General features: G+C 62.6%; 34 protein-coding genes. 18 read left to right on the top strand and 16 right to left on the bottom strand.

Annotation, left to right across the window (positions count from 1 at the left end; genetic code table 11):
* The first annotated feature begins 232 nt into the window (after positions 1–232).
* Complete coding sequence (locus BLT16_RS10290) at positions 233–1003, top strand: SDR family oxidoreductase (RefSeq protein WP_089658440.1); 771 nt, start codon at positions 233–235, stop codon at positions 1001–1003.
* An 83-nt stretch (positions 1004–1086) separates the two neighbouring features.
* On the opposite strand, the gene BLT16_RS10285 is transcribed toward BLT16_RS10290, so the two are convergent.
* Positions 1087–1488 (bottom strand): DUF2000 domain-containing protein, encoded by a 402-nt coding sequence (locus BLT16_RS10285; protein WP_089658439.1) that lies wholly within the window; start codon positions 1486–1488, stop codon positions 1087–1089.
* A gap of 202 nt (positions 1489–1690) precedes the next feature.
* Positions 1691–2386 (bottom strand): ArsR/SmtB family transcription factor, encoded by a 696-nt coding sequence (locus BLT16_RS10280; RefSeq protein ID WP_089658438.1) that lies wholly within the window; start codon positions 2384–2386, stop codon positions 1691–1693.
* 125 nt (positions 2387–2511) lie between these two features.
* Here BLT16_RS10280 and BLT16_RS10275 point away from each other — a divergent pair, with 125 nt between their 5' ends.
* A complete protein-coding gene (locus BLT16_RS10275) occupies positions 2512–2877 on the top strand; it encodes an antibiotic biosynthesis monooxygenase family protein (RefSeq protein ID WP_089658437.1) in 366 nt (121 codons plus the stop codon).
* A 204-nt stretch (positions 2878–3081) separates the two neighbouring features.
* Here BLT16_RS10275 and BLT16_RS10270 read toward each other — a convergent pair whose 3' ends face one another.
* The 3 genes from BLT16_RS10270 to BLT16_RS10260 form a co-directional block, all read right to left on the bottom strand.
* Entirely contained in the window at positions 3082–3357 is a 276-nt protein-coding gene (locus tag BLT16_RS10270) for a YrhK family protein (RefSeq protein WP_089658580.1), read from the bottom strand.
* A gap of 226 nt (positions 3358–3583) precedes the next feature.
* Positions 3584–4456: a DMT family transporter gene (locus tag BLT16_RS10265; protein ID WP_089658436.1), complete on the bottom strand. Its 873-nt coding sequence runs from the start codon at positions 4454–4456 to the stop codon at positions 3584–3586.
* A gap of 417 nt (positions 4457–4873) precedes the next feature.
* A complete protein-coding gene (locus BLT16_RS10260; RefSeq protein WP_089658435.1) occupies positions 4874–5329 on the bottom strand; it encodes a cupin domain-containing protein in 456 nt (151 codons plus the stop codon).
* Positions 5330–5447: 118 nt separating this feature from the next.
* Here BLT16_RS10260 and BLT16_RS10255 point away from each other — a divergent pair, with 118 nt between their 5' ends.
* The 3 genes from BLT16_RS10255 to BLT16_RS10245 all read left to right on the top strand — a co-directional run bounded on the left by BLT16_RS10255 (position 5448) and on the right by BLT16_RS10245 (position 7638).
* On the top strand, positions 5448–6401 hold the full coding sequence (locus BLT16_RS10255) for a helix-turn-helix transcriptional regulator (RefSeq protein WP_089658434.1): 954 nt from the start codon (positions 5448–5450) through the stop codon (positions 6399–6401).
* Between the two features lie 134 nt (positions 6402–6535).
* On the top strand, positions 6536–7111 hold the full coding sequence (locus BLT16_RS10250) for a histidine phosphatase family protein (protein WP_089658433.1): 576 nt from the start codon (positions 6536–6538) through the stop codon (positions 7109–7111).
* A gap of 101 nt (positions 7112–7212) precedes the next feature.
* On the top strand, positions 7213–7638 hold the full coding sequence (locus BLT16_RS10245) for a VOC family protein (RefSeq protein ID WP_089658432.1): 426 nt from the start codon (positions 7213–7215) through the stop codon (positions 7636–7638).
* A gap of 171 nt (positions 7639–7809) precedes the next feature.
* On the opposite strand, the gene gcvA is transcribed toward BLT16_RS10245, so the two are convergent.
* The gene (gene gcvA, locus BLT16_RS10240; RefSeq protein ID WP_089658431.1) at positions 7810–8730 is read right to left on the bottom strand and encodes a transcriptional regulator GcvA; all 921 of its coding nucleotides are present in this window, start codon (positions 8728–8730) and stop codon (positions 7810–7812) included.
* Positions 8731–8861: 131 nt separating this feature from the next.
* On the opposite strand from gcvA, the gene BLT16_RS10235 reads away from it, so the two are divergent.
* Positions 8862–9581: an FMN-dependent NADH-azoreductase gene (locus BLT16_RS10235; RefSeq protein ID WP_089658430.1), complete on the top strand. Its 720-nt coding sequence runs from the start codon at positions 8862–8864 to the stop codon at positions 9579–9581.
* 59 nt (positions 9582–9640) lie between these two features.
* Here the strand turns inward: BLT16_RS10235 and arsH are convergent, their stop codons facing one another.
* The 4 genes from arsH to BLT16_RS10215 all read right to left on the bottom strand — a co-directional run bounded on the left by arsH (position 9641) and on the right by BLT16_RS10215 (position 13040).
* A complete protein-coding gene (gene arsH / locus BLT16_RS10230) occupies positions 9641–10387 on the bottom strand; it encodes an arsenical resistance protein ArsH (protein WP_089658429.1) in 747 nt (248 codons plus the stop codon).
* Positions 10384–11547, bottom strand: a complete 1164-nt coding sequence (locus tag BLT16_RS10225; RefSeq protein WP_089658428.1) for an MFS transporter — start codon at positions 11545–11547, stop codon at positions 10384–10386. The genes arsH and BLT16_RS10225 overlap by 4 nt, the downstream gene beginning before the upstream one ends.
* A gap of 49 nt (positions 11548–11596) precedes the next feature.
* Positions 11597–12016 (bottom strand): PadR family transcriptional regulator, encoded by a 420-nt coding sequence (locus tag BLT16_RS10220; protein ID WP_089658427.1) that lies wholly within the window; start codon positions 12014–12016, stop codon positions 11597–11599.
* 100 nt (positions 12017–12116) lie between these two features.
* Positions 12117–13040 carry a bifunctional helix-turn-helix transcriptional regulator/GNAT family N-acetyltransferase gene (locus BLT16_RS10215; protein ID WP_089658426.1) on the bottom strand — a complete coding sequence of 308 codons (924 nt, stop codon included), beginning with the start codon at positions 13038–13040 and terminating at the stop codon, positions 12117–12119.
* Between the two features lie 140 nt (positions 13041–13180).
* On the opposite strand from BLT16_RS10215, the gene BLT16_RS10210 reads away from it, so the two are divergent.
* A complete protein-coding gene (locus BLT16_RS10210; RefSeq protein WP_089658425.1) occupies positions 13181–13912 on the top strand; it encodes a DUF899 domain-containing protein in 732 nt (243 codons plus the stop codon).
* 50 nt (positions 13913–13962) lie between these two features.
* Here BLT16_RS10210 and BLT16_RS10205 read toward each other — a convergent pair whose 3' ends face one another.
* Positions 13963–14838 carry a helix-turn-helix domain-containing protein gene (locus tag BLT16_RS10205; RefSeq protein WP_340148255.1) on the bottom strand — a complete coding sequence of 292 codons (876 nt, stop codon included), beginning with the start codon at positions 14836–14838 and terminating at the stop codon, positions 13963–13965.
* 15 nt (positions 14839–14853) lie between these two features.
* Between BLT16_RS10205 and BLT16_RS10200 the strand changes: the two genes are divergently transcribed.
* Genes BLT16_RS10200 through BLT16_RS10190 form a run of 3 tightly spaced genes read left to right on the top strand, consistent with a single transcriptional unit; the run spans position 14854 to position 15950 of the window.
* On the top strand, positions 14854–15309 hold the full coding sequence (locus tag BLT16_RS10200) for a carboxymuconolactone decarboxylase family protein (protein WP_089658423.1): 456 nt from the start codon (positions 14854–14856) through the stop codon (positions 15307–15309).
* A 55-nt stretch (positions 15310–15364) separates the two neighbouring features.
* Entirely contained in the window at positions 15365–15562 is a 198-nt protein-coding gene (locus BLT16_RS10195; protein ID WP_089658422.1) for a helix-turn-helix transcriptional regulator, read from the top strand.
* A 22-nt stretch (positions 15563–15584) separates the two neighbouring features.
* Positions 15585–15950: a hypothetical protein gene (locus BLT16_RS10190; protein ID WP_089658421.1), complete on the top strand. Its 366-nt coding sequence runs from the start codon at positions 15585–15587 to the stop codon at positions 15948–15950.
* A gap of 35 nt (positions 15951–15985) precedes the next feature.
* Here the strand turns inward: BLT16_RS10190 and BLT16_RS10185 are convergent, their stop codons facing one another.
* Positions 15986–17002: a GlxA family transcriptional regulator gene (locus BLT16_RS10185; RefSeq protein ID WP_089658420.1), complete on the bottom strand. Its 1017-nt coding sequence runs from the start codon at positions 17000–17002 to the stop codon at positions 15986–15988.
* A gap of 104 nt (positions 17003–17106) precedes the next feature.
* Between BLT16_RS10185 and BLT16_RS10180 the strand changes: the two genes are divergently transcribed.
* The 3 genes from BLT16_RS10180 (at position 17107) to BLT16_RS10170 (ending at position 19173) form a co-directional block, all read left to right on the top strand.
* Positions 17107–18204 (top strand): class I SAM-dependent methyltransferase, encoded by a 1098-nt coding sequence (locus BLT16_RS10180; protein WP_089658419.1) that lies wholly within the window; start codon positions 17107–17109, stop codon positions 18202–18204.
* Between the two features lie 305 nt (positions 18205–18509).
* Positions 18510–18860 (top strand): VOC family protein, encoded by a 351-nt coding sequence (locus BLT16_RS10175; RefSeq protein ID WP_089658418.1) that lies wholly within the window; start codon positions 18510–18512, stop codon positions 18858–18860.
* 43 nt (positions 18861–18903) lie between these two features.
* Positions 18904–19173, top strand: a complete 270-nt coding sequence (locus BLT16_RS10170; RefSeq protein ID WP_089658417.1) for a hypothetical protein — start codon at positions 18904–18906, stop codon at positions 19171–19173.
* A gap of 25 nt (positions 19174–19198) precedes the next feature.
* Here the strand turns inward: BLT16_RS10170 and BLT16_RS10165 are convergent, their stop codons facing one another.
* Together BLT16_RS10165 and BLT16_RS10160 are read right to left on the bottom strand one after the other, a co-directional pair.
* The gene (locus BLT16_RS10165; RefSeq protein WP_089658416.1) at positions 19199–20077 is read right to left on the bottom strand and encodes an arylamine N-acetyltransferase family protein; all 879 of its coding nucleotides are present in this window, start codon (positions 20075–20077) and stop codon (positions 19199–19201) included.
* A 249-nt stretch (positions 20078–20326) separates the two neighbouring features.
* The gene (locus BLT16_RS10160) at positions 20327–21223 is read right to left on the bottom strand and encodes a LysR substrate-binding domain-containing protein (RefSeq protein ID WP_089658415.1); all 897 of its coding nucleotides are present in this window, start codon (positions 21221–21223) and stop codon (positions 20327–20329) included.
* Positions 21224–21382: 159 nt separating this feature from the next.
* Here BLT16_RS10160 and BLT16_RS10155 point away from each other — a divergent pair, with 159 nt between their 5' ends.
* A complete protein-coding gene (locus BLT16_RS10155; protein WP_089658414.1) occupies positions 21383–21694 on the top strand; it encodes a hypothetical protein in 312 nt (103 codons plus the stop codon).
* A gap of 121 nt (positions 21695–21815) precedes the next feature.
* Here the strand turns inward: BLT16_RS10155 and BLT16_RS10150 are convergent, their stop codons facing one another.
* A complete protein-coding gene (locus tag BLT16_RS10150; protein WP_089658413.1) occupies positions 21816–22310 on the bottom strand; it encodes an Lrp/AsnC family transcriptional regulator in 495 nt (164 codons plus the stop codon).
* A gap of 134 nt (positions 22311–22444) precedes the next feature.
* Here BLT16_RS10150 and BLT16_RS10145 point away from each other — a divergent pair, with 134 nt between their 5' ends.
* Positions 22445–23065 (top strand): LysE family translocator, encoded by a 621-nt coding sequence (locus BLT16_RS10145; RefSeq protein ID WP_245701595.1) that lies wholly within the window; start codon positions 22445–22447, stop codon positions 23063–23065.
* Between the two features lie 61 nt (positions 23066–23126).
* Here BLT16_RS10145 and BLT16_RS10140 read toward each other — a convergent pair whose 3' ends face one another.
* On the bottom strand, positions 23127–23627 hold the full coding sequence (locus BLT16_RS10140) for a MarR family winged helix-turn-helix transcriptional regulator (RefSeq protein WP_089658412.1): 501 nt from the start codon (positions 23625–23627) through the stop codon (positions 23127–23129).
* A gap of 92 nt (positions 23628–23719) precedes the next feature.
* Between BLT16_RS10140 and BLT16_RS10135 the strand changes: the two genes are divergently transcribed.
* The 3 genes from BLT16_RS10135 (at position 23720) to nfo (ending at position 26300) form a co-directional block, all read left to right on the top strand.
* Positions 23720–24664, top strand: coding sequence for a DMT family transporter (locus BLT16_RS10135; protein WP_089658411.1), 945 nt, complete (start codon positions 23720–23722; stop codon positions 24662–24664).
* Between the two features lie 40 nt (positions 24665–24704).
* Positions 24705–25352 (top strand): nitroreductase family protein, encoded by a 648-nt coding sequence (locus BLT16_RS10130; protein ID WP_089658410.1) that lies wholly within the window; start codon positions 24705–24707, stop codon positions 25350–25352.
* Positions 25353–25457: 105 nt separating this feature from the next.
* Positions 25458–26300 carry a deoxyribonuclease IV gene (nfo, locus tag BLT16_RS10125; RefSeq protein ID WP_089658409.1) on the top strand — a complete coding sequence of 281 codons (843 nt, stop codon included), beginning with the start codon at positions 25458–25460 and terminating at the stop codon, positions 26298–26300.
* The last annotated feature ends 4 nt before the right edge of the window (positions 26301–26304 follow it).

The following is a 26304-nucleotide window of genomic DNA, read 5'->3' as shown; positions in this document are numbered from 1 at the left end:
TCTCCGCAGTGAGTTCGGCGTTTTCCGTAAGTTCAGGATGAACCCTGGACCCGCCTGACACACTCCGTCCCTTGCTTTCAAAGTGCCCCATCTCTTCACAGCATTTCGCAGCATAGCACCATCAAACCGTCAGATTTTTGATAGCAAGAAGTGGAGTGAGGGCGCCCCCGAGCACCGGCAGAGTAGGCGTGGGAACGCAAACCACCCCACACCTCCCATGGAGATTACCGCTATGAACCGACTTGTCGGAAAGATCGCCATCGTCACCGGGGCCAGCTCAGGTATCGGCCATGCCACCGCCCGGCTGTTCGCCAGCGAAGGCGCCAGCGTGATCGTGAGCGCGCGCCGCCGGGACGAACTCGATGCGCTGGTCGACGCCATCGCTCGCGATGGCGGCACGGCCGTTGCCGTCGCCGGGGACGTAGGCGACGAGCACTTGGCCCAGCGCCTGGTCACTACCGCCCTGGAACGCTTCGGAGGGCTCGATATCGCCTTCAACAATGCCGGCATCGTCGGGCCGATGGGACCACTGCAGGACATGGCACCGAGTGACTGGCACGACATTATGCATACCAATCTGACCGGCGCCTATCTGGGAGCCAAACACCAGATACCGGCGCTGCTGCAGCGCGGCGGTGGCAGCCTGCTGTTCACCTCCAGCTTCGTTGGCCATACCGCCGGCATGCCCGGCATGGCGGCCTACGGTGCCAGCAAGGCCGCGATCCTGGGAATGATGAAATGCCTGGCTGCAGAGTTGGGACCCAACGGCATTCGGGTCAATGCCCTGCTTCCCGGAGGCACCGATACACCCGCCAGCATCACCAACGCCCCCGACGCGGGCCCGGAGGTCCTGGCATTCGTCGAGAACCTGCACGCGCTCAAGCGCATGGCCACGCCGGAAGAGATTGCCCGAGCGGCGCTCTATCTGACTTCCGACGATGCCAGCTTCGTCACCGGCACAGCGATGCTGGCCGATGGTGGCGCCTCGATCAATCGCACCTGATGGCCATAAAGCGGTGCCCCCTGCCGGCACCGCTTTCTGAGCAGCCCACAGCCGTACGACCACCTCTTCAGCCATACGCGTGCTTAACGCAGCAGAGGTAATTGGCCGCATATCCGGTCTACCGCTCTCCTCGGCCCGGCCAATAAGATTCCCTTGGGTAATTGCTCACCGAATGCAGTTGAAGTGATGCGCAACATATAATCCGCATAGTCACTCGCCTCGAATGCAGCACGCATGTAGGCAAAACGAATCGGTAATTCCTCCGCAGCATCAAAGAGACCGGGTAGATCACTTTCAGGGGCACTGAGGATCGGTAGGGGCACGGTAGTAATCCCTTTGAGCAAGATGCCATCAGCGGAGGTGGTATCGCTTCCCACCAAGTCGGGCACATGCTTCCCAAGGCTCATGCCAAGCACAGCAGCGAAGTTGACCGCAAGGCCAGCAGGCAAGTGATTAGAAAGGACGATAACGGTCTTCATGGACATAGCGGCTCCTCTTTTTGAACCTGGAGCCTGCCAAGAAAGACCACTGTGGTTATTGAAAGAAATTGATCTTTTACCCCCACAGCCCCCGCTACCCTGCGAATATCACCCGCTGCTCCATAGGCTCTTACTTACCAGCTAGTGCCCGGATATTGGCTAGGCGCTCTCTGACACATCGGCGCAAAGACGGACCGGGCTCGCTCGATCACTCCTCCGGCGAACCGATGACGAGCCCGAACTCGCGTGCCAGCGCTTGATGGCCCAGTTCGCTGATACTCACCACCCGCGAGTGCTTCTGACGCCCGATCCAGCCGAGTTCCAGCAAGCGCTCGGCCATGGCGGCCCCCAGCGCCCCGCCGAGATGATCGTGCCGTTCACTCCAGTCGAGACAGAGGTAGGCGAAACGCCGGCGGCGCTTGCGCAGGGAAGCGGTATCGATGCCGAAGTTCGAGAACCAGGCCTCCCCTCGCTCCGTCACGTCCAAGGCCTCGCCATCCGTCACCAAGAACGCCCTCTCGAGCAGTACCGCCGTCATCCGCGTGCCCAGCTCCCCCGCCAAGTGGTCGTAGCAGAACCGCGCAGCCCCCAGGGCACCCGCCGGTCGCCTACACGGCGAGACCACCGGCACTGGCTGGGCCACCACCATCAACGCCTCGACGGCATGCGCCACCTCGGCAGTCGCCAGCCGGTAGTACTTGTGCCGCCCCTGTGCCGTCGATTCGATCAATCCGTCGCGCTGGAGCCGCTTGAGATGCTCCGTCGCCGTGCCCGGCTGCACGCCACAGCCATAGGCCAGTTCCTTGGCGGTCAATGCCCGCCCTTCCATCAGCAAGGCGAGCATGCCCATGCGGGTTGGATCGCCAATGGTACGGGACAGGCGTGGTAGGTCCGGCTCAGCCATCGTTAGCTCCACACCTAACTGTTTATGTCTGACAAGCATAGGCCAACGGCACACAATGGAGCGACATTGAACAAGACGAAGCGGGAACATCGCTTCAATACCGATAAGTCAAAACGGAGTGCCCAATGATCGCCGTTATCTTCGAAGTCATTCCCAAGTCCGGCCGCCGCGACCAGTACCTCGATATCGCCGCCAGCCTGCGTCCGTTGCTCGACGAGATCGATGGCTTCATTTCCATCGAACGCTTCGAGAGCCTCACTCAGCCGGGCAAGATCCTCTCGCTCTCCTTCTGGCGAGACGAGGAAGCCGTCGCCCAATGGCGTCAGCTCGGGCGCCACCGCAGCGCCCAGACCCAAGGTCGTGAAATAGTGTTCGACGACTATCGCCTGCGCGTGGCCGGGGTGATGCGCGACTACGGTATGCACGAACGCGGACAGGCGCCTGCCGACAGTCGCGAGCGCCACGACGAAGCTTCACGTTTCGAGCAGTAGGACCGCACCCAAGTAAGTTTTACTTACTTGGCAGCTAGCGCTACGGGTACTCGATGGTATCGTGAGCGACCAAAAGGTCAGCTCGCCGCTGTTGATATGCCCTGGCGCAGATAGTCGCAAACGTCCAGGGCCAGCCGCTGGCCCACCGCTAGACATACCAGCGACTCGTCGCCGTCGTTGTACATCTCATGGGTCATGCCTGCCTCAACTCTCCCAATGACTCGGTGGCACTCGCTGGAGGTGGAGATGGCTCACCAGTCGAACAGTGGGGCGAATCAGGAACTGGCAACTGCCGATGATAAACAGCCATACGGCAACCCTTTCCATGCTGGGATAGAGAAACAGGATGCTGCCAGCCAGGAACCAGATGGCAATCAAGAAATCATTGGCGATGCTGAGCGTCTCGTAGCGGCGTCGGATCACCAACTCTTCCCGCCCAAAATGCAAGGTAAGCGGGTTATCGAGTCGTGTATCAGGCATGAGGGTCTCTCCTATTCCGAGGTGCTTGAGCAGGTACTCGTAGTTGATAGTAACCCCCTCCTCCAGCTCTCTGTGCAACCGATCCCTCACGCTCGGTTCATCCCGGGCGAAAACGACGGGTAAGCCACAGGGTCCATGCATGATCGCCGTCATCTGCGAAGTCATCCCCAAATCCGACAGCCGCGAGCACCACGATACTTCGTGATCGCTCGCGGCCTGGCCTATCTTATTGCCGAGACGCCATTGCCGGCTGACGGAACACCAGTGCCAATCCAAACAGGATGAGCGCCATGCCCGTCAGGCTGAGCATGGGCAGCGAATTGCCCAGGAAGAGGTAATCCATTACGGCGGTGGCCACCGGCACCAGATAGAACAGGCTGGTGACGTTGACCAGATTGCCGGCTTGGATCAGCCGATACAGCAGCAGCTGCGCCACCACCGAGATGACCACTGCCAGCCACAGCAGCGGTACCAGGAATTCCCAGGTTGGCGCGAACGCCACCGGCTGGACGGCGGCGAAGGGCAGGCACAAGACCAGGCTGGCCACGTACTGCAGCGGCAGAACCTCAGCGGGCGACTGCCGGATGCGCTTCTGCATGATGGCGCCTACCGTCATGCAACCCAGCGCTCCCAGGGCCAAGCCGATACCTGCCAGGGAAAAACGCACCAGGACGACGCTTTGGTACACCACCAGTACCAACCCCATCAGTGCTACGCAGAGCCCCACCATTCTTAGCGGTGAGAAACGTCGCTCAAGCAGCATCAGGGTGAGAATCGGCTGTATTCCCAACACAGTGGCCAGCAACCCGGGCGTAATACCCTGCGCCATGGCCAGGAAATAACAGATCGCGTAAGCCCCGATCATCAGCGCTCCCGTAGCAAAGACGTAGGAGCGCGACCCCGCCCGAGGCAGCCAACGTCGTCGATACATACCGATGAGCGAGAGACAGAAAAGCGCCAAAGCGAAGCGCAACAGTAGAAATGCAAAGGCCGGGGCATGATCCAGCCCCCACTTGGTGAAGATGGCGCCACTGCCCCACAGCAGCACGAAGAGCGCCGTGGACGCGTAGGCGGTCCAGGCCACGGAAGGGTTTGTCATAATGACTTTCACCTGTCTAGAGACGCACAGACCTCAGCCGGCATCGAGCAAGGGATGCCGAACGACAAAAGCTGAGGCAGCTGGTGGGCTGGAGGTCAGCCCAGGGCGCGCATGGGCGGCGGAGAAACGCCGACCACGCCGAGCCCCGCTGGCGGCGAAACGCCGAGCGGCGGGGCGACAGATGAAAGAGGGGGTGGCGATGCCGCACACACCACCGACATGGCCAGGACGGCCATCGGTGCGGAAAGCGAAGTGCGTATCGGCAAGGTCATGTCAAAGCAGTCTCGCTGCGGTTACCAGACCTGATGAACATAGCACGATTCGCGTGAAGGTCAATTCTGGCCAAGGCGAGCCGAACCCCACCCCGGTTAGTCCTTACTTACCGGGATGCATTGAGTTCAGCATGACAACGAGCTATCACGGCGCATGCTCGATGGCATGGTGATCGACCAAGCTCCGTTCACCATTGTTGATATACAGCCGCTTGCCCTTGCGCGGATAGTCGCATACGTCCTGAGCCAACCGTTGGCCTATCACCAGACATACCAGCGGCTCGTCAGCGTCGTTGTACATCTCATGGGCCACGCCGTTGATGGGACAGCCGATGAAGTCGCCAGGACTGATTGGCTGCGTGCGGTCGCCCAGGGTGGCCAAGCCGGTTCCTGAAAGCACGTAGATCGCCTCCTCCTCATAGCAGTGGTAGTGATATTCGGTCGAGAAATGCCCCGGTGGCACGCTGATCTGGTGGATGCCTAGCTGGGACATACCCACGGCATCCCCCAGTGACTTATTGATACGCACGGCTTGAGCATTGAGAAAGTGCACCTTCCTCACGCCCTCTAGAGCCTCGATATCCTGCGCCGATAGATACATGCCGGTTCTCCTCGCTAAGTCTGATGGTGAAGGCCAGCGCCCTCTGCGCCTGGCCTTGTCAGCAAGGTAATGGCCAAATAGGACAAATTACGTCCTATTAAAAAGGGGAAATTCCAGCATGGCCAACCCCGCCGTCCACGTCCTGACGCTGCTGGAACTGCTGCAGACCCACCGCCATATGAGCGGTCGCGAGCTGGCCGTGCGGCTGGGTGTCGATCGCCGCACGCTGCGGCGCTATATCCAGGCGCTGGAAGAGCTCGGCATTCCCGTGACCGCCGAACGCGGACGTCACGGCGGCTATCGGCTGATGCCAGGCTTCAAGCTACCGCCGCTGATGTTCAGCAGCGAGGAAGCGCTGGCCATCTCTCTGGGGCTGCTCGCCGCTCAAGAGCTAGGAGTCGCCGACGTGGCCCCTGCGTTGGAAACCGCGCGAACCAAACTGGAGCGGACCATGCCCGCCAGGCTGAAACAACAGGCGCAAGCTCTGAGCGAGAGTGCGCGGCTGGAATTGCCTTCGGCACAGGCCCCGGGCGACGAACGCTTGCTGATCCTGTTCGCGACGGCCAGCCAGGCGCGGCAACGTGTACGACTTGCCTACCAAGACGACCGAGCACAGCATAGTGACCGCGTGCTCAATCCCTACGGCCTGGTCTATCGTGAAGGGCGCTGGTATGTCAGCGGCTGGTGCCACCTGCGCCGTGATTTGCGTAGCTTTCGCCTGGACCGCATCACCGAGGCAACACTGCTCGAGGCCAGCTTCGAGCGACCCGCCGATTTCGATGCCGCCGAGCATTTGGCCAACAGCATTACCAGCTTGCCCCGCGCCATCGCCGTCAGCGTGCGCCTGCACACCGACCTTGCCCATGCCGTTGAAGAGCTGGGCCGCCATATCGGCGTGTTCACTCCCGATGAAAACGGAGTGATGCTGTACGCTCGCACCGACAGCCTGAGCTGGTTCGCACGTCAGCTGGCCCACCAGCCCTTCGACTTCGAGATCCTGGCCCCACTCGAGCTGCGCGCCGCCCTCTCCGCCCAGGCCGAGCGGCTCCATCGGCTGGCCTCAAGAGAATAAACAAGCCAGCGTTACAGCCAAGCAACAACGACCACATAGCACTGACAGCAGCAAAGTCGTTGATTGAGCCGCTACCCGTGCCCCGTCGATTGGGATAGCCTCATGGCTGCTTCCCATCCGCTTGGTATCTTCCCATGCTCAACCTACGCCGCCTCACATTCGCCGTACTACTCAGCGTGTTGGCCGCGGGACCTGTAAGCGCTCAGGCTAACGAGGCAACCTGGCAGGCATTGCGTGAAGGTGGCTTGGTAATTCTGATGCGCCATTCGCTGGCGCCTGGCGTTGGCGACCCGCCTGGGTTTGAGCGTGGCCGCTGCGAAACCCAGCGCAATCTTTCCGTTGCCGGGCGCGCCCAGGCCGAGGCGACCGGCCGGGCATTGCGCCAGCGGGACATTCCAATTGCGGCGGTGTTCTCGTCGCAGTGGTGTCGAGCGCTGGATACCGCCGAGCTGATGGATGTTGGCGAGGTAGCGCCTGCCCCATGGCTAGATTCCTTCTTCCGAGAACGTAGCGAACAGGCAGCGCGGAGCCAGCGCGCCCGTGAGCGCTTACTGGGCTGGCAAGGGCCGGGTAATCTTCTGCTGATAACGCACCAGGTGAATATCTCGGCGCTGGTGGGCGGCGGCGTGGGCTCTGGAGAAATGATCGTGGTACGCCCAGATGGAGACGATATGCAGCTGGTGGGACGGTTGAGTATTCGTGCCGATTAAGTCTACTGCCAACGCTGTACTGCCACGCAGCGCTTGTCGAAACTGGCCGGGTTGAATCGACACAAAGAGGTAGCACCGACAACACCCCCTGGAGATTCACCATGCAGCTTTCCACCTACCTTATCTTCGACGGCAACTGCCGCGAAGCCTTCGCGTTCTACCAGCGCTGCTTCGACGCCAAGCTCGAGGCCATTTCCACCTATGCCGAGATGCCCGCCAGCGAGGGCATGGAGATACCCGACGAAGCCCGCGACCTGATCATGCACGCCCGCCTGCGTATCGGCGACCAGCTGTTGATGGCGTCGGACAATGCTCCCTTCTGCCCGGCGCCCTATGAAGGCATCAAGGGCGCGAGTATTGCGGTCGGTGTCGAGTCAATAGAGCAGGCCGACAAGCTCTTCAATGCGCTGGCCGACAACGGCAATGTGGAGATGCCCCTCGAAGAGACCTTCTGGGCCCATCGCTTCGGCATGCTGGTGGACAAGTTCGGCGTGGCCTGGATGATCAACTACGAGAAGGAGGCGTAGCTGGCTGCTCCGCCCTCCTCGCTGATGGGCGCCGTTGAGATCATCACGTATTGCAGAACTGCGGCGCCTTATTCCCCAACCTCAAACGTGATCGATATAAATCGATACATTGAGCCTCGACTCCCAAGCCGCTTTGCTCCTGATAAGCATCACTGTTTATCAGGCTGCACGCTAAGGCTGCCCCTCGACGATTGACCGACAGGCACGCTCTCTGGACGAAGCGTCCAGCAACCCCATGATCCACTCGCGCACGGCAGCGATGGCTGGTTCCTCGAGCCGCTCAGGCGGGTAGACGAGCTGGAAGGGAGCGGCCTTTACCTCAGGGCCGAATGGCTGCACCAGGCGCCCCTGTCGCAGTTCCTCCTCGATCAGATACCGGCTCATCAGGGCTATGCCCTGGCCATCCAGTGCGGCAGCGATGCCGTGGGTTTCGTCGGAGAACATCAGTCCGGCGCTGACGTCGAGCCCCGGCACTCGGACCTGGCGCTGCCAGGCCACCCAGTCCAAGGGTGCGGGCGAAGAGAAGTGAAGCAGCGTGTGGTGCACCAGTTCGGCCGGTTCACGCAGCTTCAGCACGGGGCTGCAGACGGGCACGAAGACATTGTCGAACAGCTTCTCCGCAACCAGCCCGGGCCAGGGGCCCTCGCCATAGCGAATCGCCATATCGGCAACGACACCATCCAGGGCGACCGCTTTGTGTGAGACCTGAATGCTCAAGTCGATTTGCGGATGGGCATCGCGCAGCAGGCAGACCCAGGGCAGCAGCCAGCGTGCGGCCACGGCCGGCGTGGTGGAGAGCGTTACCGCCTGCCGCGCCGGCGGACGGCGCAGCTTGGTCACCGTCTCGGCGATGGCGTCGAAAGAGTCGCTCAACACACCGAGCAGCGCCTGGCCCTGAGTCGTCAGCACCAACTGCCGCGGCCGCCGCACGAACAGGGCCACGCCCAGGCTCTCCTCGAGCTGGCGTATCTGATGGCTGATCGCCGTCGGCGTGACCGACAGCTCCTCGGCGGCACGCTTGGCTCTGAGGTGGCGCGCCGCCGCCTCGAAGGCGCGCAGGGCGGAGAGCGAAGGGAGTCGTCGCGGCATCATAGATGAGCTTAATTTTCCGATATCGAAAAAGAATCGTCGTTTGTTGCCAATCAATGCTTGGCACAAGCTATCAAACACGCCTGAAAAAGATTCATCCAAAAGAACCTATGTCCAATTAAAGGAGAAATCCCATGACACGTCTACTCCATCTCGATGCCAGCCCACGCCCCGGTCGTGCCGGCACCCACGACCACGGCTCCCACACCCGCCGGCTGACCCATCACTTCGTTTCCCGCTGGCGCACTCTGGCGCCGGATGCCGAGATCGTCTATCGGGATATCGGCGCCAATCCGCCTCCTTTGACCAGCGTCGAATGGATCGAGGCCGCCTTCACGCCCGCCGAAAATCGCAGCGAATCCATGCAGTCAGTGCTCGCCGAGAGCGACACACTGACCAATGAGGTCGAGCAAGCCGATATCCTGGTGCTCGGCGTACCGATGTACAACTTCGGCCCGCCGGCCGCGTTCAAGGCCTGGATCGACAATATCGTCCGCCTGGGCCGCACCGTCGATTACGACCCGCAATATGGAGATCACCCTTACCTGCCGCTGACGCACTACATTCCGCTAATGGCCGACCGGCCGCGCCACGCGGTGCTGCTCTCCTCCCGCGGCGATCACGGCTTCGACCCCGGGGGCCGTCTAGCCGAGCTCAACCATATGGAGCCTGGCGCACGCACCGCCCTGCAGTTCATCGGCATCGGCGGCTTTCACAGCATCGCCATCGAGCATCAGGAGGAAGGCGGCGAGGCGCTGGCCGCCTCGACCAAAAGCGCCCTGGCGCGTATCGATCGGCTAGTCGAGCAATTGCGAAGTGAAGCTACGGCCAAGCGCCAACTACAGCCAGCCTGATGGCCCCCCCTCGATGGCCGGACACCGGGGCGCTTGGCGCCCCGCTCTGCGTTTCACCGCTATGAGGCCTGGCCGACCGCCGCCTTGTCGGTCACCGGGTCGGCCTTGGCGCCGGCCGCTTCGCGGCGCTCCGAGTAGCGGTCCACCAGCGTCTCATTGTGGGGCCGCAGTAGCAGGGTGAAGCGCACCAGCTCCTCCATCACGTCGGCGATGCGGTCGTAGAGCGGCGAGGGTCTCATGCGCTCGGCCTCGTCGAATTCCTGGTAAGCCTTGGGCACGCTGGACTGGTTGGGGATGGTGAACATGCGCATCCAGCGCCCCAGCAGGCGCAGGGTGTTCACCGCATTGAACGACTGCGAGCCGCCGCTGACCTGCATCACCGCCAGGGTACGCCCTTGGGTGGGCCGCACCGCGCCCATGCTCAGCGGCAGATGATCGATCTGCGCCTTCATCACGCCGGTGATCTGGCCGTGGCGCTCGGGGCTGCACCACACCTGGCCCTCGGACCAGATGGCCAGCTCGCGCAACTCCCTCACCGCTGGGTGATCGTCGCCCGGCACTTGATCAGGCAGCGGCAGATCGGACGGATCGAAGATCCGCGTCTCGGCGCCGAAATAGCGCAGCAGCCGCGCGGCTTCTTCCACCGCCAGACGCGAATACGAGCGTTCGCGCAGCGAACCGTAGAGCAGCAGGATGCGCGGCGGATGGCCCAGCGGATCGGGCAAGCCCTGGCCGGGATGCCGAAGAGCGAAGCGCTCGTCGAGGGCCGGTAGTTGGTCGGGGTCGTTAAGCGTGCGAAGCCTCATGTCGCCTCCTTCATGGCGTGGGTTTGCAGGACGAGCAGCGCCACCAGGGCGGCAAGCCCCAGGGCCGAGGAAAACAGCAGCGCCTGGGTGCCGAAGCGCTCGATCAACAGGGCGAAGGCCAACGGCGCCAGCGCCTGGCCGAAGCGTGCCGGCACCATCAGCACGCCCTGGCGCAGGCCATAGCCGTGGGGGCCGAAAATAGCCAGCGGCAGCGTGCCCTTGGCGATGGTGAGAATGCCGTTGCCGGCGCCATGGAGCAGCACGAACAGCGTGGCCAGCGGTGCCCCCAGCGTCATCACGCCGAGCGCACCAATGGGATGCGCCACCACCGCTAACTTGGCCGAAAGCAAGGGATGAAAACGCCGCAGCAGCGAGAACTCGAGCAGCCGCGCCGCCACCTGGGCCGGCCCTACCAGCGCCGCGGCGGCAATGGCGGCGGCGGGCGACAGGCCGGCGATCTGCAGCAGCCACGGCAGGTGCGCGGCCATGCCGGTACTGACGAACCAAGTCACGGCAAAGACAAAAGCCAGCAGCGCCATGGGCAGCCAGGTCGCCTCTCCCTCGGCCGCTGTCGCCTCGGCGTGAGGCGCGGGCGGCTGGATACCGAAGGGAATCAACAGGCGGTTGAGCGGCAGGCCCAGCAGCAGGTGCACCGCCGCCCAGGTGAAGCAGGCGTTCTGCCAGCCGAATTCGGCGTTGAGCCAGCCGGTGATCGGCCAGCACACCGTGCTGGCAAAGCCCGCCAGTAGCGTAATACCGGTAATGGGGCCACGCGCTTCTCGGCCATAGAGCCCGGCCAGGGTCGAGAAAGCCGATTCGTACAGCCCCATGCCCATGCCGACGCCGATCACCAGCCATCCCACCCACAGCAGCACGGGGCCATCCGCCAACCCCAGCAGCACCAGGCCCAGGGCGAACACCAGGCTGGAAACCGCCAGCACGTCGCGCCCGCCGAAACGGTCTATGCGCCGCCCCACCGCCGGGCCCAGCACGGCCGAGACCACCAGTGCCGAGGAGAACGCCGCGAATACCGTACCCGTGGCAAGGCCGAGGTCTTGCGCCATGGGCACGGCCAGAATGGCCGGCAAATAATAGGTCGAGCCCCAGGCAAGCGTCTGGGAAACGCCCAGGGCGACGACCACCCCGGTGCGCGAACTCATCGCCTACCTTGATCATCGAGGTATCTGGACCTGAAAAAACGCGCCGCGCTCATCCTTCCCACTCCTCCCGTTTCACCGACCCGCCCGCCATGCGGCGGCTCTCGACGATGCAGGCCGTGGCCTCGAGCCAGGCGTCCACCGCCACCTGAAAGGCATCCCGCCCCTTCTCCGTCAGCGCGTAGACCTTGCGCGAGCGCCCCTGCACGACCTCGTTACTCGAGGAGAGATAGCCCCCCGCCTCGAACTCGTTGAGCACCGGATAGACCGTACCCTCCGAGGGGCTGCAGCAGCCGTTGGTGCTCTTCTCTACCGCCTGCACCACCTCGTAACCGTGCATCGGCTTGCGGTGCAACACGCTGAGCACGAAGAACTTCGACAGCGACATCTTTATCGTGCCGCGCCAGTAGGAAGGGTCGCTGTAGTCGGGGATCCGGCGGCCGGCGGCCGCTTCGGATTTCGCGTTGGTCATGGGGGAAACCTATACCTCGATGATCGAGGCGTCAACAAATCAGGGCTGGCTGTATGCCGACTCGGCGGCTTGCTCTATGCCGCGTGGAATGAAAAGAGTACTACAGCTCACGACTCCAAACCTGGCCTACCAGATCCTTGCCGAAGCTGTGATGGGGCTCCTCCTCCACCAGTTCGAATCCTGCTTTTTCATAGAGCCGGCGCGCATCGGTTAGTACGCTGTTGGTCCACAGCATCATTTTCCGATAGCCGACCTGGCGGGCGAACCTGAGGCACTCATCTACCAAGCGGCTGCCGATGCCATGCCCACGGGCAGAGGGATCGACATAGAGCAGCCGCAGTTTTGCGGTCGCGTCGTCTTCGCGGACGACGAACACCGACCCCATGACGACGCCATCCTTTTCGGCGATCCAGCACCGCTCCCAGCGCGGATCGAAATTGCGCAGGTACTTGGCAACGATTTCTGCGATCAACGCTTCATACTCTTCGTTCCAGCCGTACTCCTGCGCGTAGAGCACCGCCTGCCGGTGTACGATCCAGCCCATGTCGCCCGGCTGTGGGCCGCGCATCAGATAGCTCGAGCCGGCTTCTCCGAGCAACCGCCTGATCTGGCTCATCGCTTCGATCAACTGATGCTGCTCCAGCTCCGTGAGCTGCTTCAGCATGCCGATGACCTCGCGTTGCGACGCCTCGTCCAGCGGCCGGAACGTAGCCAGCCCTTGATCCGTCAGCTGCAGTTGCGCTGCTCGTCTGTCGGAGGGCGAGGGAGTCTTGGTAATGAGCCCCTGCTTTTCGAAGCCCTTCAGCACCCGGCTCACATAACCGGCGTTGAGGCCAAGCTCTCGGCAGATATCGGCGCTGGTGAGCATCGGCCGATGCGCCAGCTCGTAAAGCATGCGGACTTCCGTCAGCGAGAACTGGCTCTCCAGAAGGTGTTCGTGCAAGACCCCAATCTGCCGCGTGTAGAAACGATTGAAGCTGCGTACGGTCCCGGCCCGCTCGTGTAGGTCTTGTTCTACGCTCATGGCAGCCACCTATTTGTTTGCCTAAGGCAAATAGTTAATTGCTCTAGGCAATTATGTCAACATACGCGCACTGCCCACCTGTCGAATCCAGCCCCCGCAGGACGATTACCTCGTGCAACGTCAGCACAGGAGGAATCCTCATGTCAGTGCATGATGAAATGTCCCACCCCGTCGTATCCCTCGAAGAATGGCTAACCGTGCGCAAGGAACTGCTGGCAAGGGAGAAGGAGCTCACCCGCCTGCGCGATGACCTAAGTGCCAAGCGCCGCGCCTTGCCGTGGGTGAAGGTCGAGAAGGAATATGTCTTCGATACGCTAGGAGACCGCATGACGCTCAACGATCTGTTCGACGGGCGCAGCCAGCTGATCGTCCATCACTTCATGTTCGGCCCCGGGTGGGAAGCGGGCTGCATCGGCTGTTCCTTCGCTGCCGATCACATCGAAGGCACGTTGGTGCATCTCGAGCACCACGATGTGAGCCTGGTGCGGGTCTCACGCGCCCCGCTCGCCGAGATCGAGGCCTATCACCAGCGCATGGGCTGGCAGGTGAAGTGGGTCTCCTCGCACGGCAGCGACTTCAATTACGACTATCATGTCTCGTTCCGGCCCGAGGAGATCGCCACGGGTGAGGTCACCTACAACTACGCCCCGAGCAACGTCTCGATCGAGGATCTAAGCGGCATCAGTGTGTTCTACCGGAACGCCAAGGGCGATATCTACCACACCTACTCGACCTACGGGCGCGGCGACGAACTCGTCGACAGCACCTACATACTGCTCGACATGACGCCCAAGGGCCGTAACGAAACGGGTCCCCATCACAACCTGATGGACTGGGTGAAACGCCACGATGAGTATGAAACGACGAGATAAATCTCATCGGCAACGCTCATTCCTGTCCAGACTCCAGATTGACCGAAGCGTTACCCATAACGCCGCCGCACATGGTCGCGATAGCCGCCTGGCGTCAGGCCGGTGACGGCCTTGAAGTCGTGGATGAAGTGGGCCTGGTCGAAATAGCCGGCGGTGAAGGCGGTCTCGGTCAAGGAAGTGGCACTTCCGCCCTGCTTGATCAACTCGCGGCTGCGGGCGACGCGCAGCAGCCGGGCGTAGCGCTTGGGCGAGAGCCCCATGTGGTGCTGAAACAGCCGCTCCAGGCGGCGCTGGCCGAACGGCAGCTCATCCACCAGCGTGGCGATGCTGACCTGGCCTTGGTGTCGTTGCAACCAGCCAAGTGAGGACACCAGCCCTAGCGGCACCGGCTCTGCGTCACGCAGCCTGCCCAACAGATACTCCTCCAGCAGTGCCAGGCGCCCGGCCAGGCCGGGAGCCTGCCACAGCCGCTCATGTAGCGTTTCAAGCTCGAGCCGGCGCAGGGCATCGCCCGACGTCAGTTCCCCGCCGGCCAGGGCCGACAGCGCCTCGCCAACGAACGGAAACGCCATGCCCGGCAGGAAGCGTATGCCCAACAGATCGAGTTCACTCCCCACCGCCAGCCGCGCCGTGCGTCGCTTGGGCCCATCGACCCAATAGGCGCCACCCACTCGCTCACCGTCGCGCTCGAGCACGCCACCGAAGTTGAACAGCAGCCCCGCGGCGCCATCCGGATGCAGCAGTTCGACCCCCGCTGCTTCGCTGCTCGCTTGCCCCCTGGCCTGCCATAAGCACTGCACGTAGGGACGCAGTGCCGCGCAAGGGTGAAACCGCCGAAGCGTCAGGCCTGCAGCAGAGCGACCAGCAGGTCGAAAACCTACAATTCCGCCGCGATCTGTCTGGCTAGAGTGGAACCTCTCTTTCACTCAGGAGACCTCCCAATGCGCATGAACTACTTCTCGGCCAGCCCCGAAGGCCTCGAGGCGATGCTCGGCCTACAGCAGCATGTCGCCAATTCGGCAAAACAGGAAGCGCTAAGTGACGGCCTGCTGGCGCTGGTCTATACCCGCGTTTCACAGCTCAACGGCTGCGCTTACTGCATCGACATGCACACCAAGGACGCGCGCAAGGCTGGTGAAACCGAGCAGCGGCTGTACGCCCTAAGCGCTTGGCGTGAAACGCCCTTTTACACCGAGCGCGAGCGCGCCGCCCTGGCTTGGGCCGAAGCCAATACCCTGATTGCCGGCAACGGCATCGACGCTGCCTTGTACGAGACCACCCGCGAGCACTTCTCTGAAAAGGCCCTGACCGATCTGACCCTGGCGGTCTGTACCATCAACGCCTGGAACCGTCTGGCCATCAGCTTTGCCGCCGAGGCCGGCAGCTACCAGTCCTGACCGCCCAATGCCAAGCTTGCTTGACAAAAGCCATCGTGACAAACAAGCTTGGCATATGAACAATCACATTCGCGCGCTGCGCAAGGCGCGGCAGTTGACCCAGGCTGACCTTGCCGAGGCCATGGGTGTCTCGCGCAACACCATCAACTCCATCGAGGTTGGCCGCTACGTGCCCTCGCTGCCACTCGCCTTGCGCCTGGCGCGATTCTTCGGCAAGCCAGTCGAGGAGGTATTTGATGACACACCGCCATGACACGCCAGCCCATGACAAACCCATGCTCGTGCCATTGGTCGGCGCGGGTCTCGGCGTTGCGATGTTCCTGACCGCCTGGTTGGCCGCGGATGCCCCTGGGGTCGGCCTGGTCATGCTCGCCATCATGCTAGGCTATGCCGCGCTGATGCGCTTCGGCCAACGCTTCGAGTCGGTCCAGGTACTCAGCCAGGACCCACCGCTGGATGAGCGCCACGCTCTGATCCAGCTCCACGCCCTGCGTGCCGCCTACTGCGCCGTGCTCGGCGTGGCACTGTTCGGCTTCTTCTGGGAGATCGCGCGCGGTGCACCCGGCGCCTTCACCCTGGTCGCTGCCGTCGGCGGCGCCACACACCTGCTCGCCACCGTGATCCTCAGGCGACGCCTGTGAGTTGCGCACTGCCGCTGCTTCGGCCCCAAGAGCCCTCACCCCACCAGGGCCTTGCGCAGCCCGCCGAAGCGGCGCCGGTACTGGGCCGGGGTCAGACCGACCTTGCGCCGGAATAGCCGCCCGAAGAAGGCGCCATCCTCGTAGCCCACCGCCTCGGCAATGGCATCCACGGACGTTTTTTCGCTCTCCAGCATCTGCTTGGCCTCCTCCAGGCGCAGGGTATGCACATACTCCATGGGCGTCAGGCCGGTGGCCTTGCGGAAGCGCCGATGGAAACTGCGCTCGCTGAGGCCGGAAATCTCGATCAAGGCGGCTACGGGAGAGGGTTCGTCGTAGTGCTCGGCGATCCACGTCTGACAGCGGCCGATAATGGCATCCTCGGCCTGCCGAGTGCGCGCCAGCATGGCGAAGGGAAGTTGGCCGGCCGCATGCCAATCGATCAGGAACAGCTTGGCGAGATGCATCGCCTCGTCGACACCACCCAAGCGGGCGACGAGATACAGCGCCAGGTCGCTCCAGGAGGTGCCGCCCCCCGCCATGACCAAGCGACTACCGGTACCGCCGATCACCAGCGCACGATGTGGATGCACCCTGACGCCCGGGTAGCGGCCCAACACATCGCAGTAGGCCCAGTGCGTGGTAGCGTCCTCACCTTGCAGCAGCCCCGACTCGGCCAGCAGCAAGGCACCGGAACAGGCAGTTGCCAGAATGGCGCCAGCAGCATGGCAACGCTTGAGCCACTCGACCTCATCGGCATAGCGACCCTCGAGCACCGCCTCGGGCGGCAGCATGATCTCGGGAATGCACACCACCTCGGGGACCCAATCCAGCCCAGCGTCGGGAACGATGCGCACCCCATTGGCGACCGTCAATTCACGACTTCCGGTGCGAGCGACCACCTGCGGCACGAACAATGGCTCACCGGTCTTACCCTCGATCAGGGCGGGCCAGTCGCGCCCCGCGGCGGCGAAGACATCGTAGATCCCATAGAGGGTAGAAGCCGCCACTTCGGGAATCGCCAACAAGGCGATGGTGGGTTTGTGCATCGACATGGCGGAAACCGCCGGTTTGTGTCCGTAGGGACTTCAGTGTAGCCCAGCCGGGCGCGCCAGAATGGATGCGCCAATGCACACAACAAGACCTATGGAGAACCACCATGACTGCCCAAGCCCAACCCTCCGTTCCCGCCAATTTCGACGCCTCCCGCGCCGCCGACTTCGAGAGCCGCTTCGTGACCGCGCTCAACGAGGGTGCGATGCTGCAACTGATCTCGCTGGCCCACCGCAGCGGCCTGCTCACCCAGTTGACCGACGGCGAACCGGTGACCAGCAACGAACTTGCCGCCAAGGCCAAGCTCGATGAGCGCTATGTGCGCGAGTGGTTGGGCGGCGCAACGGTCGCCGCCCTGGTCGAGCACGACCCGCAGGCCATGACCTATCGCCTTCCCCCCGAACATGCCACGCTGCTGACCGACGGCGGCGAGGCCAACCTGGCCGTGTTCTCCCAGTACCTACCGCTGATGGGCCAGGTGGAGGATGACGTGCTGGAATGCTTTCAGCATGGCGGCGGCGTGCCGTACACGCGCTATGCCCGCTTTCACCAGGTCATGGCCGAGGACAGCGGCCAGACCGTGCTGCCCGTGCTGTTGGATGCCATCCTGCCCCTGGCGCCGGAACTCCCGGAACGGCTGGTTCAGGGCATCGACGTGCTCGATCTGGGCTGCGGCCGGGGCCTCGCGCTGATGAAACTCGCCAAGCATTTCCCCAAGAGTCGCTTTACCGGCTACGACCTCTCCGCCGAGGCGATCGGCTGGGCGACAGAACAAGCCGCACGACGCGGCCTGACGAACCTGCGTTTCGAAGAGCGCGACCTCAGCGACTTCGACCGCTCGGCGCCGGCCCAGTGCTACGACCTGGTCACCACCTTCGATGCCATCCATGACCAGGCCCACCCGCTAAACCTGCTCAAGGGCATTCGCCGCACCCTGCGCGAAGATGGCGTTTACCTGGCCCAGGACATCCACGCGTCGAGCCACCACCACGGCGACCGCGATCACCCGTTGGGAACGCTGCTTTACACCCTGTCGATCATGCACTGCATGAGCGTCTCCCTCGCCCAAGGCGGTGAGGGACTGGGAACCATGTGGGGCCGCGAAAAGGCGCGGGAGTATTTCGGCAAAGCCAGCTTCGGCGGCATCGAGGTCTATCAGCTGCCCCACGACATCCAGAACGACTACTGGGTACTCAGGCCGTGAGCCGACCCGACTGCGCCAGGTATTACCACGCCTCGGCCAGGCTTAGGCTTCCAGACTCACCGCCGGCTCGAGCAGCGCATCGCCCAGCCACACCCCAGCGGGGTTGCCGCCGCTTGGGGTGTCGGTAAAGGCTGCAAGGCGATGGAGGGTGCCGCTCATGGGAGTTTCCTCGGTGATAAAGGGTACCCGATCATAGTAGGCGCCAGGGGAATGACAGGACAGGCAGGACGATAGCGAAGCGACTATGTTTAAGCATTTCGTAGCCCCGCACTGACCACGTACAACAACACATCCCGAGGCGCCACATGAAAGTCAAACGCATCATGTCCAACTCGGCCACATCGGATCTCGACAAGGCTGCTACCTTCTACGGTGACATCCTGGGTCTCGATCTACTCATGGATCACGGCTGGTTTCGAACCTACGGCTCGAACGAGAAGATGACCGTACAGGTGAGCTTCGCTAGCGAAGGTGGCTCCGGCACACCGGTGCCCGACCTTTCCATCGAAGTCGACGATATCGAAACGGCACAGGCACGCTTCGAGAAGGCCAGCATACCCATCGAGTATGGGCCGGTAAGCGAGCCCTGGGGCGTGCGTAGGTTCTACGTTCGAGACCCGTTCGGAAAGCTCATCAATATCCTGCAGCATGAGTGAGCCACTCGCTCAGAACATGCTCCGTGCATGCTTGGAGGGAGCCATGGACGAAGACCTGGACAGAATGACCCACGAGCAATTGATCGCTGAAGCCAAACGGCTGCGCCAAGGCATTCGTGAGCACCGCGACTGCAGCGGACACGACCTGTGCTGGCACCACCCAGCCCTTTGGGCGTTGCTGCCCGACAAGAGCGACCCAGTTCCCGTGGTGCCTGAATGGCCGGAATTCATCCGTGGCTGCATCCAGTACCGGCAGTCACTCGATGAACAGATGCCAAACGCCCCGCGTACGGATAAGCCGTATGATGAATAGCCCTAGCGCCCAACTGGGCCGCCAACTAGGCCGACGCCTCGACTAGTGACTCGGCCCGCCTCAGCAGTGCCGCTTCCTGTTGCGGCGCAAGCACCAGGCCGAAGCGCTCGCGCAGTATCTGGGGCAGCGCCTCGGCATCGAGTCGCTGCAATTCAGGCGCCTGGCCGGGACGGAAGATCTTCAGCTCCAGATCGGTCAACGCCAGGCGCTCCTCCGCGCCGTTGTGCTGGGCCACGATGCGTCGCACGAAGGGCGAGTCCGGATGATGGGAGGCGAGGTAATTCTGCTCCTCATAGTCGGCCCGGTAATATGGCTCATCGCTGAACTGGTAGAGATTGAACCAGCCATCGTGGCGATGATGGCGCAGCAGCCAGTACCCCAGCGATGAGCGCTCCAGGCGATACTCCCAGTGGCCATGGCGCGCCTCGACGCCCAACTCGAGCGCTATCGGCTCGCGCGGCCCAACGTTGCCGACCCCGACGTCGACCAACCACTGACGTCCCGCCAAGGTCACGTTGAGAATGGTGTGCCCGAGCGGGGTCACCTTGTCCGCATCATCGCCCATCAGTATCCGCGCACTGCGCCCCGCGACGACGAAGCCAAGCCGATCCAGCACAGTGGCAAACAGGGTGTTCTGCTCATGGCAGTAGCCACCCCGCCGCCGCCGCACCAGCTTGTCCTGCAGGCGCTCAAGATCGAGGCGGATCTCGCCGCCGGTGACGATCTCGAGATTTTCAAAGGGCACCGCCGCGAGATGCGCACGCTGCAGCTCGCGCAGCGTACTCAATGTCGGCGCGAGGGGGCCGCGATAATCGATGCGCGCCAGGTAGGCGTCGAGGTCGAGCGGCGATGTCTCCCACTGGGCCGTATCGTGAAGGGCGGATCGAGGCAGAGTAGTGGTCATGTTTGAAGACTCCCTATCCTAGCGGCACACCACTGCCGTTGGCTTTGTCATGCCGACACATGAGGGCCGGCCCACTCTTCGGAGCCTAATACCTAAAGTTAAGTTGAGATCAATGAAACCGCAGGCTATCGCCGTCATAGCGAACGCCCATGCCTGGCTCGATGCTTCACTTTCGCCGACTCTCGTTCATTACCCAGCTGCGCCGCTCATACGAGCGGCGCTGTTGCACGAGGCAGAGTGGCAATGGCGTCAGTGGCGTGTCTCGCCAAACGCCTCCACGACATGCCCGGCCAGGGCATCACTCGCCTCGCCGAGGTTGCTTCGCTTGACCAAGGCGACCTGGTATTCACCCAGTGGCGGCAATTGCTCCGGCTCGATACGCCGCAGCGGTGCGCGAATCAGGCTTCGCGGAAAGGGCGCCACAGCAAGGTCGGCGAGCATCGCCGCCTCCTGGCCCGCCGAGTGCTCGCAGGTATAAGCCACGCGATGACCGATGCCGGCACTGTCGAGGGCATCCAGCGCCATTTGACGCCAGGCACAGCCCTGGTGGGCCAGCGCCACCGGCAAGGGGGAACGCGTAACCGCCACCCCTCCCTCGCGGCCGACCCATACCAGCGGCTCGCTATGCACGACCTCGCCGCGCGGCTCTTGGCCCGGGTTGCCGGCAGTGATCAGTATCAAGTCCAGCTCGCCGGCATCCAGGCGCTGCAACATGCTGGCGCTATTGCCCACCACCACATCAACATGCACCGCCGGATGCGAACGTGCGAACTGGGCCAGGACCCCAGGCAAGATGCGAGTGCCGACGTCGTCGGTAGTGCCTAAGCTCACCCGCCCTGCCAGCGCAGGCGCCAGAAACTGCGTCACCGCCTCCTCGTTGAGCTTGAGCAGCCGCCGGCCGTAACCCAGCAGCATCTCGCCCTCGGGGGTGAGCCGCACCTGGCGGGCTTCGCGCACGAACAGCGGCTGGCCCAGGGTCTCCTCGAGGCGCTTGATCTGCATGCTGAGCGCCGACGGCGTACGGAAGACCTGCTGAGCGGCGCGCGTAAAGCTGCCGCTCTCGGCAATCGTCACGAAGGTCCGAAGCACATCGCTATCCAGCAGGGGCAAGGCACGATGGCCGGAGAGTGAGGGCATCTGTGTCATGGTCACACTTTTCAATTTTTCTTAACTGAAAGCTTAGACCTTTTCGTTTGTTTGATCAAAGAGCCCAAGCCATGCTGTTCCCCAGAGGTCGCGACCCTCCATTCACAACCAGAGAGACATCGCAGCCGCCGGTAACGGCTGCCTGTATGGAGGTGCGAGATGACCCAGTACCAGCCCATTCATCGTCAAACACCAACTGACGACAAAGCGCCCACACCACCGCCCCGGCTGGCGCTATATATGCCGGCCACGCCACCGCTCGGACTCATCCATGCACTCGAGCTGTGGTGGTGGCGATACCGTCGGCGCCGCCAGTTCCGGCAGCGTTTCCTGCCACTGCTGGCCCATGACGACCATATCCTCGAGGATATGGGGCACCGGCGTGACGACATCCTGTGGGCGTCGCGCCTGCCGCTGAAAGAGGATGCGCACAAGGCCCTCACGGAGCGCCGAGCGCGGCACAAGCGCTAGCGGTTTGATCAGCAGCGTGTTCGAGGATCCCTATCATGCCAGCGCCGAACAACGCACAAGGGGGGGGACCGCCCCCCCCTTTGTGCCTTCTAACACCGTATCCCGGCAGATCTCATGTCACTCAGGGACTCTCTTCACGTGACAGTTGCTGCAGTGGTAACGGACCTGCCTGCTTAACGGTCTGGATGGCAAAGTTGCTGCGGATATCACTCACCCAGGGCAGCCTCAGCAATGTCTCGGTCAGGAATGACTCATAGGCAGCCAGGTCAGGCACCACGACCTGGAGCAGGAAGTCGGCCTCCCCTGATACTAGGTGGGCGGAGATCACCTCTGGCAGCGCCTGAACCGCTTTCCGAAAAGCATCCGCCTGCTCCTCATGATGCCTCTCCACTTTGATGCCAACGAAAACGGTGAGACCAAACCCTGTCTCGCTGCGCCCCAACTCTGCATGGTAACCACGAATGACACCGGCGGCCTCCAACCTGCGCACTCGACGCAGACAGGGCGAAGGCGACAACCCAACCTCATCGGCAAGCTGAACATTGGTCAGGCGGGCATCGCGCTGCAGCGCGGCAAGAATCCGTCGATCAAGATTGTCTAGCGAACGAATTGGCATAATCTTTACATTCCAGGATATAAAAGGGCGAAGTATGCCAATATTTATCCTCTTATAGGCATACTACGCAAGGACATGTCTGAAGGACACCCCATAAACTGACGCAGGCATCAGCAAACCTTGGAGACTGCGTCGTGGAACTGTGGGTATTCACTAGCACACTGGTCATGGTCTATCTGTTACCGGGCCCGGACATGATCCTGGTACTACAAACCGGCGTCGCCAACGGGCGCCTCCCCGCGTTGGCCACTGCGGCGGGACTCGCCATGGCACGAGGCGCTCACGTCTTGCTCGCAGCCACCGGGCTTGCCACCCTCTTCGCTGCAAGCCCCTGGACACTGGATGTCATTCGACTGGTGGGTGCCTGCTACCTGATACTGCTGGGCATCCAGATACTGCTATCGGGTCCAGGCCTCGCAGTTGTCGACTCGCCCCTGCCCCCAACTTCCCCGATGGAACTGAGAGCGGCATGCAAGCGCGGACTGCTCACCAACCTGCTGAACCCCAAGTCGTTGCTCTTCTGTTCCGTCCTGTTGCCGCAGTTTGTGGACGTCGAGCGAAGCGACATCCTGCTGCAATTTCTGTTCCTTGGTTTACTGGTTGTTAGCGTTGGCGTCCTATTCGATACGCTCTATGCCATGGCCGCTTCGTTGCTCAGAGAGTGGCTGACCAGCCATCCAATGATGCAGCGTCTGCAACGCGGGGTATTCGCAGCCTTACTCATCGGTTTCGGCGGACAGCTGATGGCTGCCTGACCGTAGCACTATGCTCGGCATCACTGGTTAGAGCACTCAACTGAATCGCCGTCAGGGTCAGCTATCGACCGTGCGCTGCTTCCTCCAGGCCATCCAATAGCTTGCCGAGCAGTCGGCCCAGCGTTTCCTGCTCCTCCCGACTGAGGGCTGAGAGCATGCGCGCTTCGTTCTCCACATGCAGTGGGACGAGTCTGTCTATCAGCGCTAGCCCCTGCTCTGTCATCGAGACCAAGGTTCCACGACGATCCTCAGGGTTGGGAGTACGCACGATCAAGCCGCCTCTTTCCAAGCGATCCAGCCGATTGGTCATTCCGCCGGACGAGACCATCAATGCTTCGAAGAGCTGTGTCGGCGTCAGTGCGTAGGGCGTGCCGGAGCGGCGCAAGGTGGCCAACACATCGAACTCCCCCGCCTGTAGGCCGTGCTGCTTGAAGAAGGCCTCAAGCTGATTCCGGGTATGCAACTGGCTGGTCTTCAGGTAGCCGACCACCTCCATTGGCAGCAGGTCGAGGTCAGCCATCTCGCGCTGCCACTGGCTGATCGCCGATTTCACTCTGTTCATTGCCAACCACCTATCTTGGTACTAAGATACTTTTATCTCGATGGAAAGATATCTGACGAAAAGATACTTCATGTCGAGCTTTAGGAGAAATGATGTCGAATGCACGCGTACCGCGCAAGGGCGCGGATCGAAACGGGCTTTACGCCCTGGGCTGCCTGCTGTTGGTGGGTACCTTCCTGGCATTGTCGCTGGTGGTGGCCAAGCTGGCCGATGGAGCCGGGGCACCGCGGCTGACTTTCCTGATGGCCGCCATGACAGGCGCCGGCATCGTGCTAAGCGCCATTGGCGCGATGCAGCGCAAGACGATGAGGATCAACCTGCGCAGCCTGGAATATGCCACCGTGGCCGGCGCCTTGTTCGCCGTACCCAACGCCTTGGCCTTCCTGGCGATACGCCATGTCGGGGCCGGGTTCATCTCACTCAGCTTCGCCTTCCCGATTCTGATCACCTGGGTGTTGGCCGTGTGGCTGAGCCTGGAGCGCTTGCGCGCCCTACGCCTGCTGGGCGTGCTATTGGGGCTCTCCGGCGGGCTGGTGCTGGCCATGGCCAAGGCCGGCGGCGCAGGCGATGCCCTGGGCTGGGTCCTACTGGTACTGGCCATGCCGCTACTGATCGCGCTCGGTAACATCTACCGCACCCTGCGTTGGCCCACAGGCACCTCGCCGGTGTTCCTGGCAGCCCTGATGATGTTCGGCGGCGCCGCAACGCTGCTGCCCTTCGTACTGCTGTTCGAGCCCGGCCAGTTCCCAGCACTGCTCACCAGCGGGGCCGCGATGCAACTGCTGCTGGTGGAAATCGCCGTATTCTCGGTGCTCTACCTCTTCTACTTCGTGCTGCAGAAACTCGCCGGCCCTGTCTACCTGAGCCAGATCGGCACGGTCGCGGCACTGGTCGGCACACTGATCGCAGTACTGGCCCTCGGTGAGGCCCCGCCGCCCAACCTGGGTCTGGCGGCACTACTGGTGGCACTGGGCACCCTGCTCTTCCATCGTGGCGCCCGCGCCGCGTCCATCCCGAAGGGTGCTACCACCACTTGATGGCGCCTCCCTCATTACTATTACCTGAAAGGAGTGACTCATGAGCCTTATCGACGCCCTGAACTGGCGCTACGCCACCAAGCGCATGAACGGCGAGCAGGTGCCCCAGCCACAGCTCGACCGGATCCTCGAGGCCGTGCGCCTGGCGCCCTCCTCTTACGGCCTGCAGCCCTACTCCGTACTGGTGATCAAGGATCGAGCGCTGCGCGAGCGGATCAGCCCGGTAGCCTTCGACCAACCGCAGATCACTGAGTCCTCGCACCTGCTGGTCTTTGCCGCCTGGGAGCCCGTGGAAGAGAGCCACGTCGACGATTTTATTCAACTCACCGCCGAGATACGGAACCTTCCCACCGAGGCGCTGGCATCATACGCAGGTGCCATCAAGGAGACCGTCAACGGCTTTGGCTCTAACCAGGACAAGTTTCAGTGGGCTGCCAAGCAAGCCTATCTGGCACTGGGCACGGCCCTGGCCGCAGCCGCCATGGAAGGTATCGACGCCTCGCCCATGGAGGGCTTCGACCCGGCGGCGCTGGATGATCTGCTGGGGCTCAGAGAACAGAACCTGCGCAGCGTCGCTCTGATGGCACTAGGCTATCGTGATAGCAGCGCCGACCGACACGCTGGCCTGGAGAAAGTACGCTGGCCGCGTGAGAGACTGTTCCTGCATATGCCGCCAACATCATCATGAGCTTATCTGTGGGCTGCGCATCGTAGCCAGCGGCGCTACGGCTGATGCCATGGCGCCGCAATGCTAAGCTTTGGCCTCCTCGAAACCCTTAGCAAGGAAGGTCGCATGAAATATCTTGGTGCCCACGTCAGTGCCGCCGGTGGACCGGACCAGGCCGTGCTGCGCGCGGTGGAGATCGGCGCCGATGCCTTCGCGCTGTTTACCAAGAACCAGCGCCAGTGGAAAGCCAAGCCGCTCACCGACGAAGCCATCGAGGCCTTCCGCACAGCGTGCCATGAACACGGCTTCGCGCCGGGGCAGATCCTTCCCCACGACAGCTACCTGATCAATCTCGGGCATCCTGATGCGGAAGGACTGGAGAAGTCGCGTGCCGCCTTTCTCGACGAGTTCCAGCGCTGCGAACAGCTCGGGCTGTCCCTACTCAACTTCCACCCCGGCAGCCACCTCAACAAGATCAGCGAGAGCGAATGCCTGACCCGCATCGCCGACTCGATCAATCGGGTGCTGGCCGAGACCCGCGGCGTCACCGCAGTGATCGAGAACACCGCTGGCCAGGGCACCAACCTGGGCTGGCGCTTCGAGCATCTGGCCGAGATCATCGAGCAGGTCGACGACAAATCGCGGGTCGGGGTGTGCATCGACACCTGCCACGCCTTCGCCGCCGGCTACGACCTGCGCACCTCGGAGACCTGCGCCGCCACCCTCGATGAGCTCGGCAAGGTGGTCGGCTTCGAGTACCTGCGTGGCATGCACTTGAACGACGCCAAAAGCGCCTTCGCCAGCCGCGTCGACCGCCACCACAGCCTGGGGCAGGGCAATATCGGCCTCGACGCCTTCACCACCATCATGCGCGACCCGCGCATCGACGGTATCCCCCTGGTGCTGGAGACCATCGAGCCGGCGATCTGGGCCGAGGAAATCGCCTGGCTGCGTGCCCAGCAGCACTGATCGC

Origin of the sequence: Franzmannia pantelleriensis, assembly GCF_900102875.1 — a bacterium.
Lineage (GTDB): Bacteria > Pseudomonadota > Gammaproteobacteria > Pseudomonadales > Halomonadaceae > Franzmannia > Franzmannia pantelleriensis.
The sequence above is the reverse complement of the archived record's forward strand: the minus strand, read 5'-3'. Positions and strand labels throughout refer to the sequence as shown.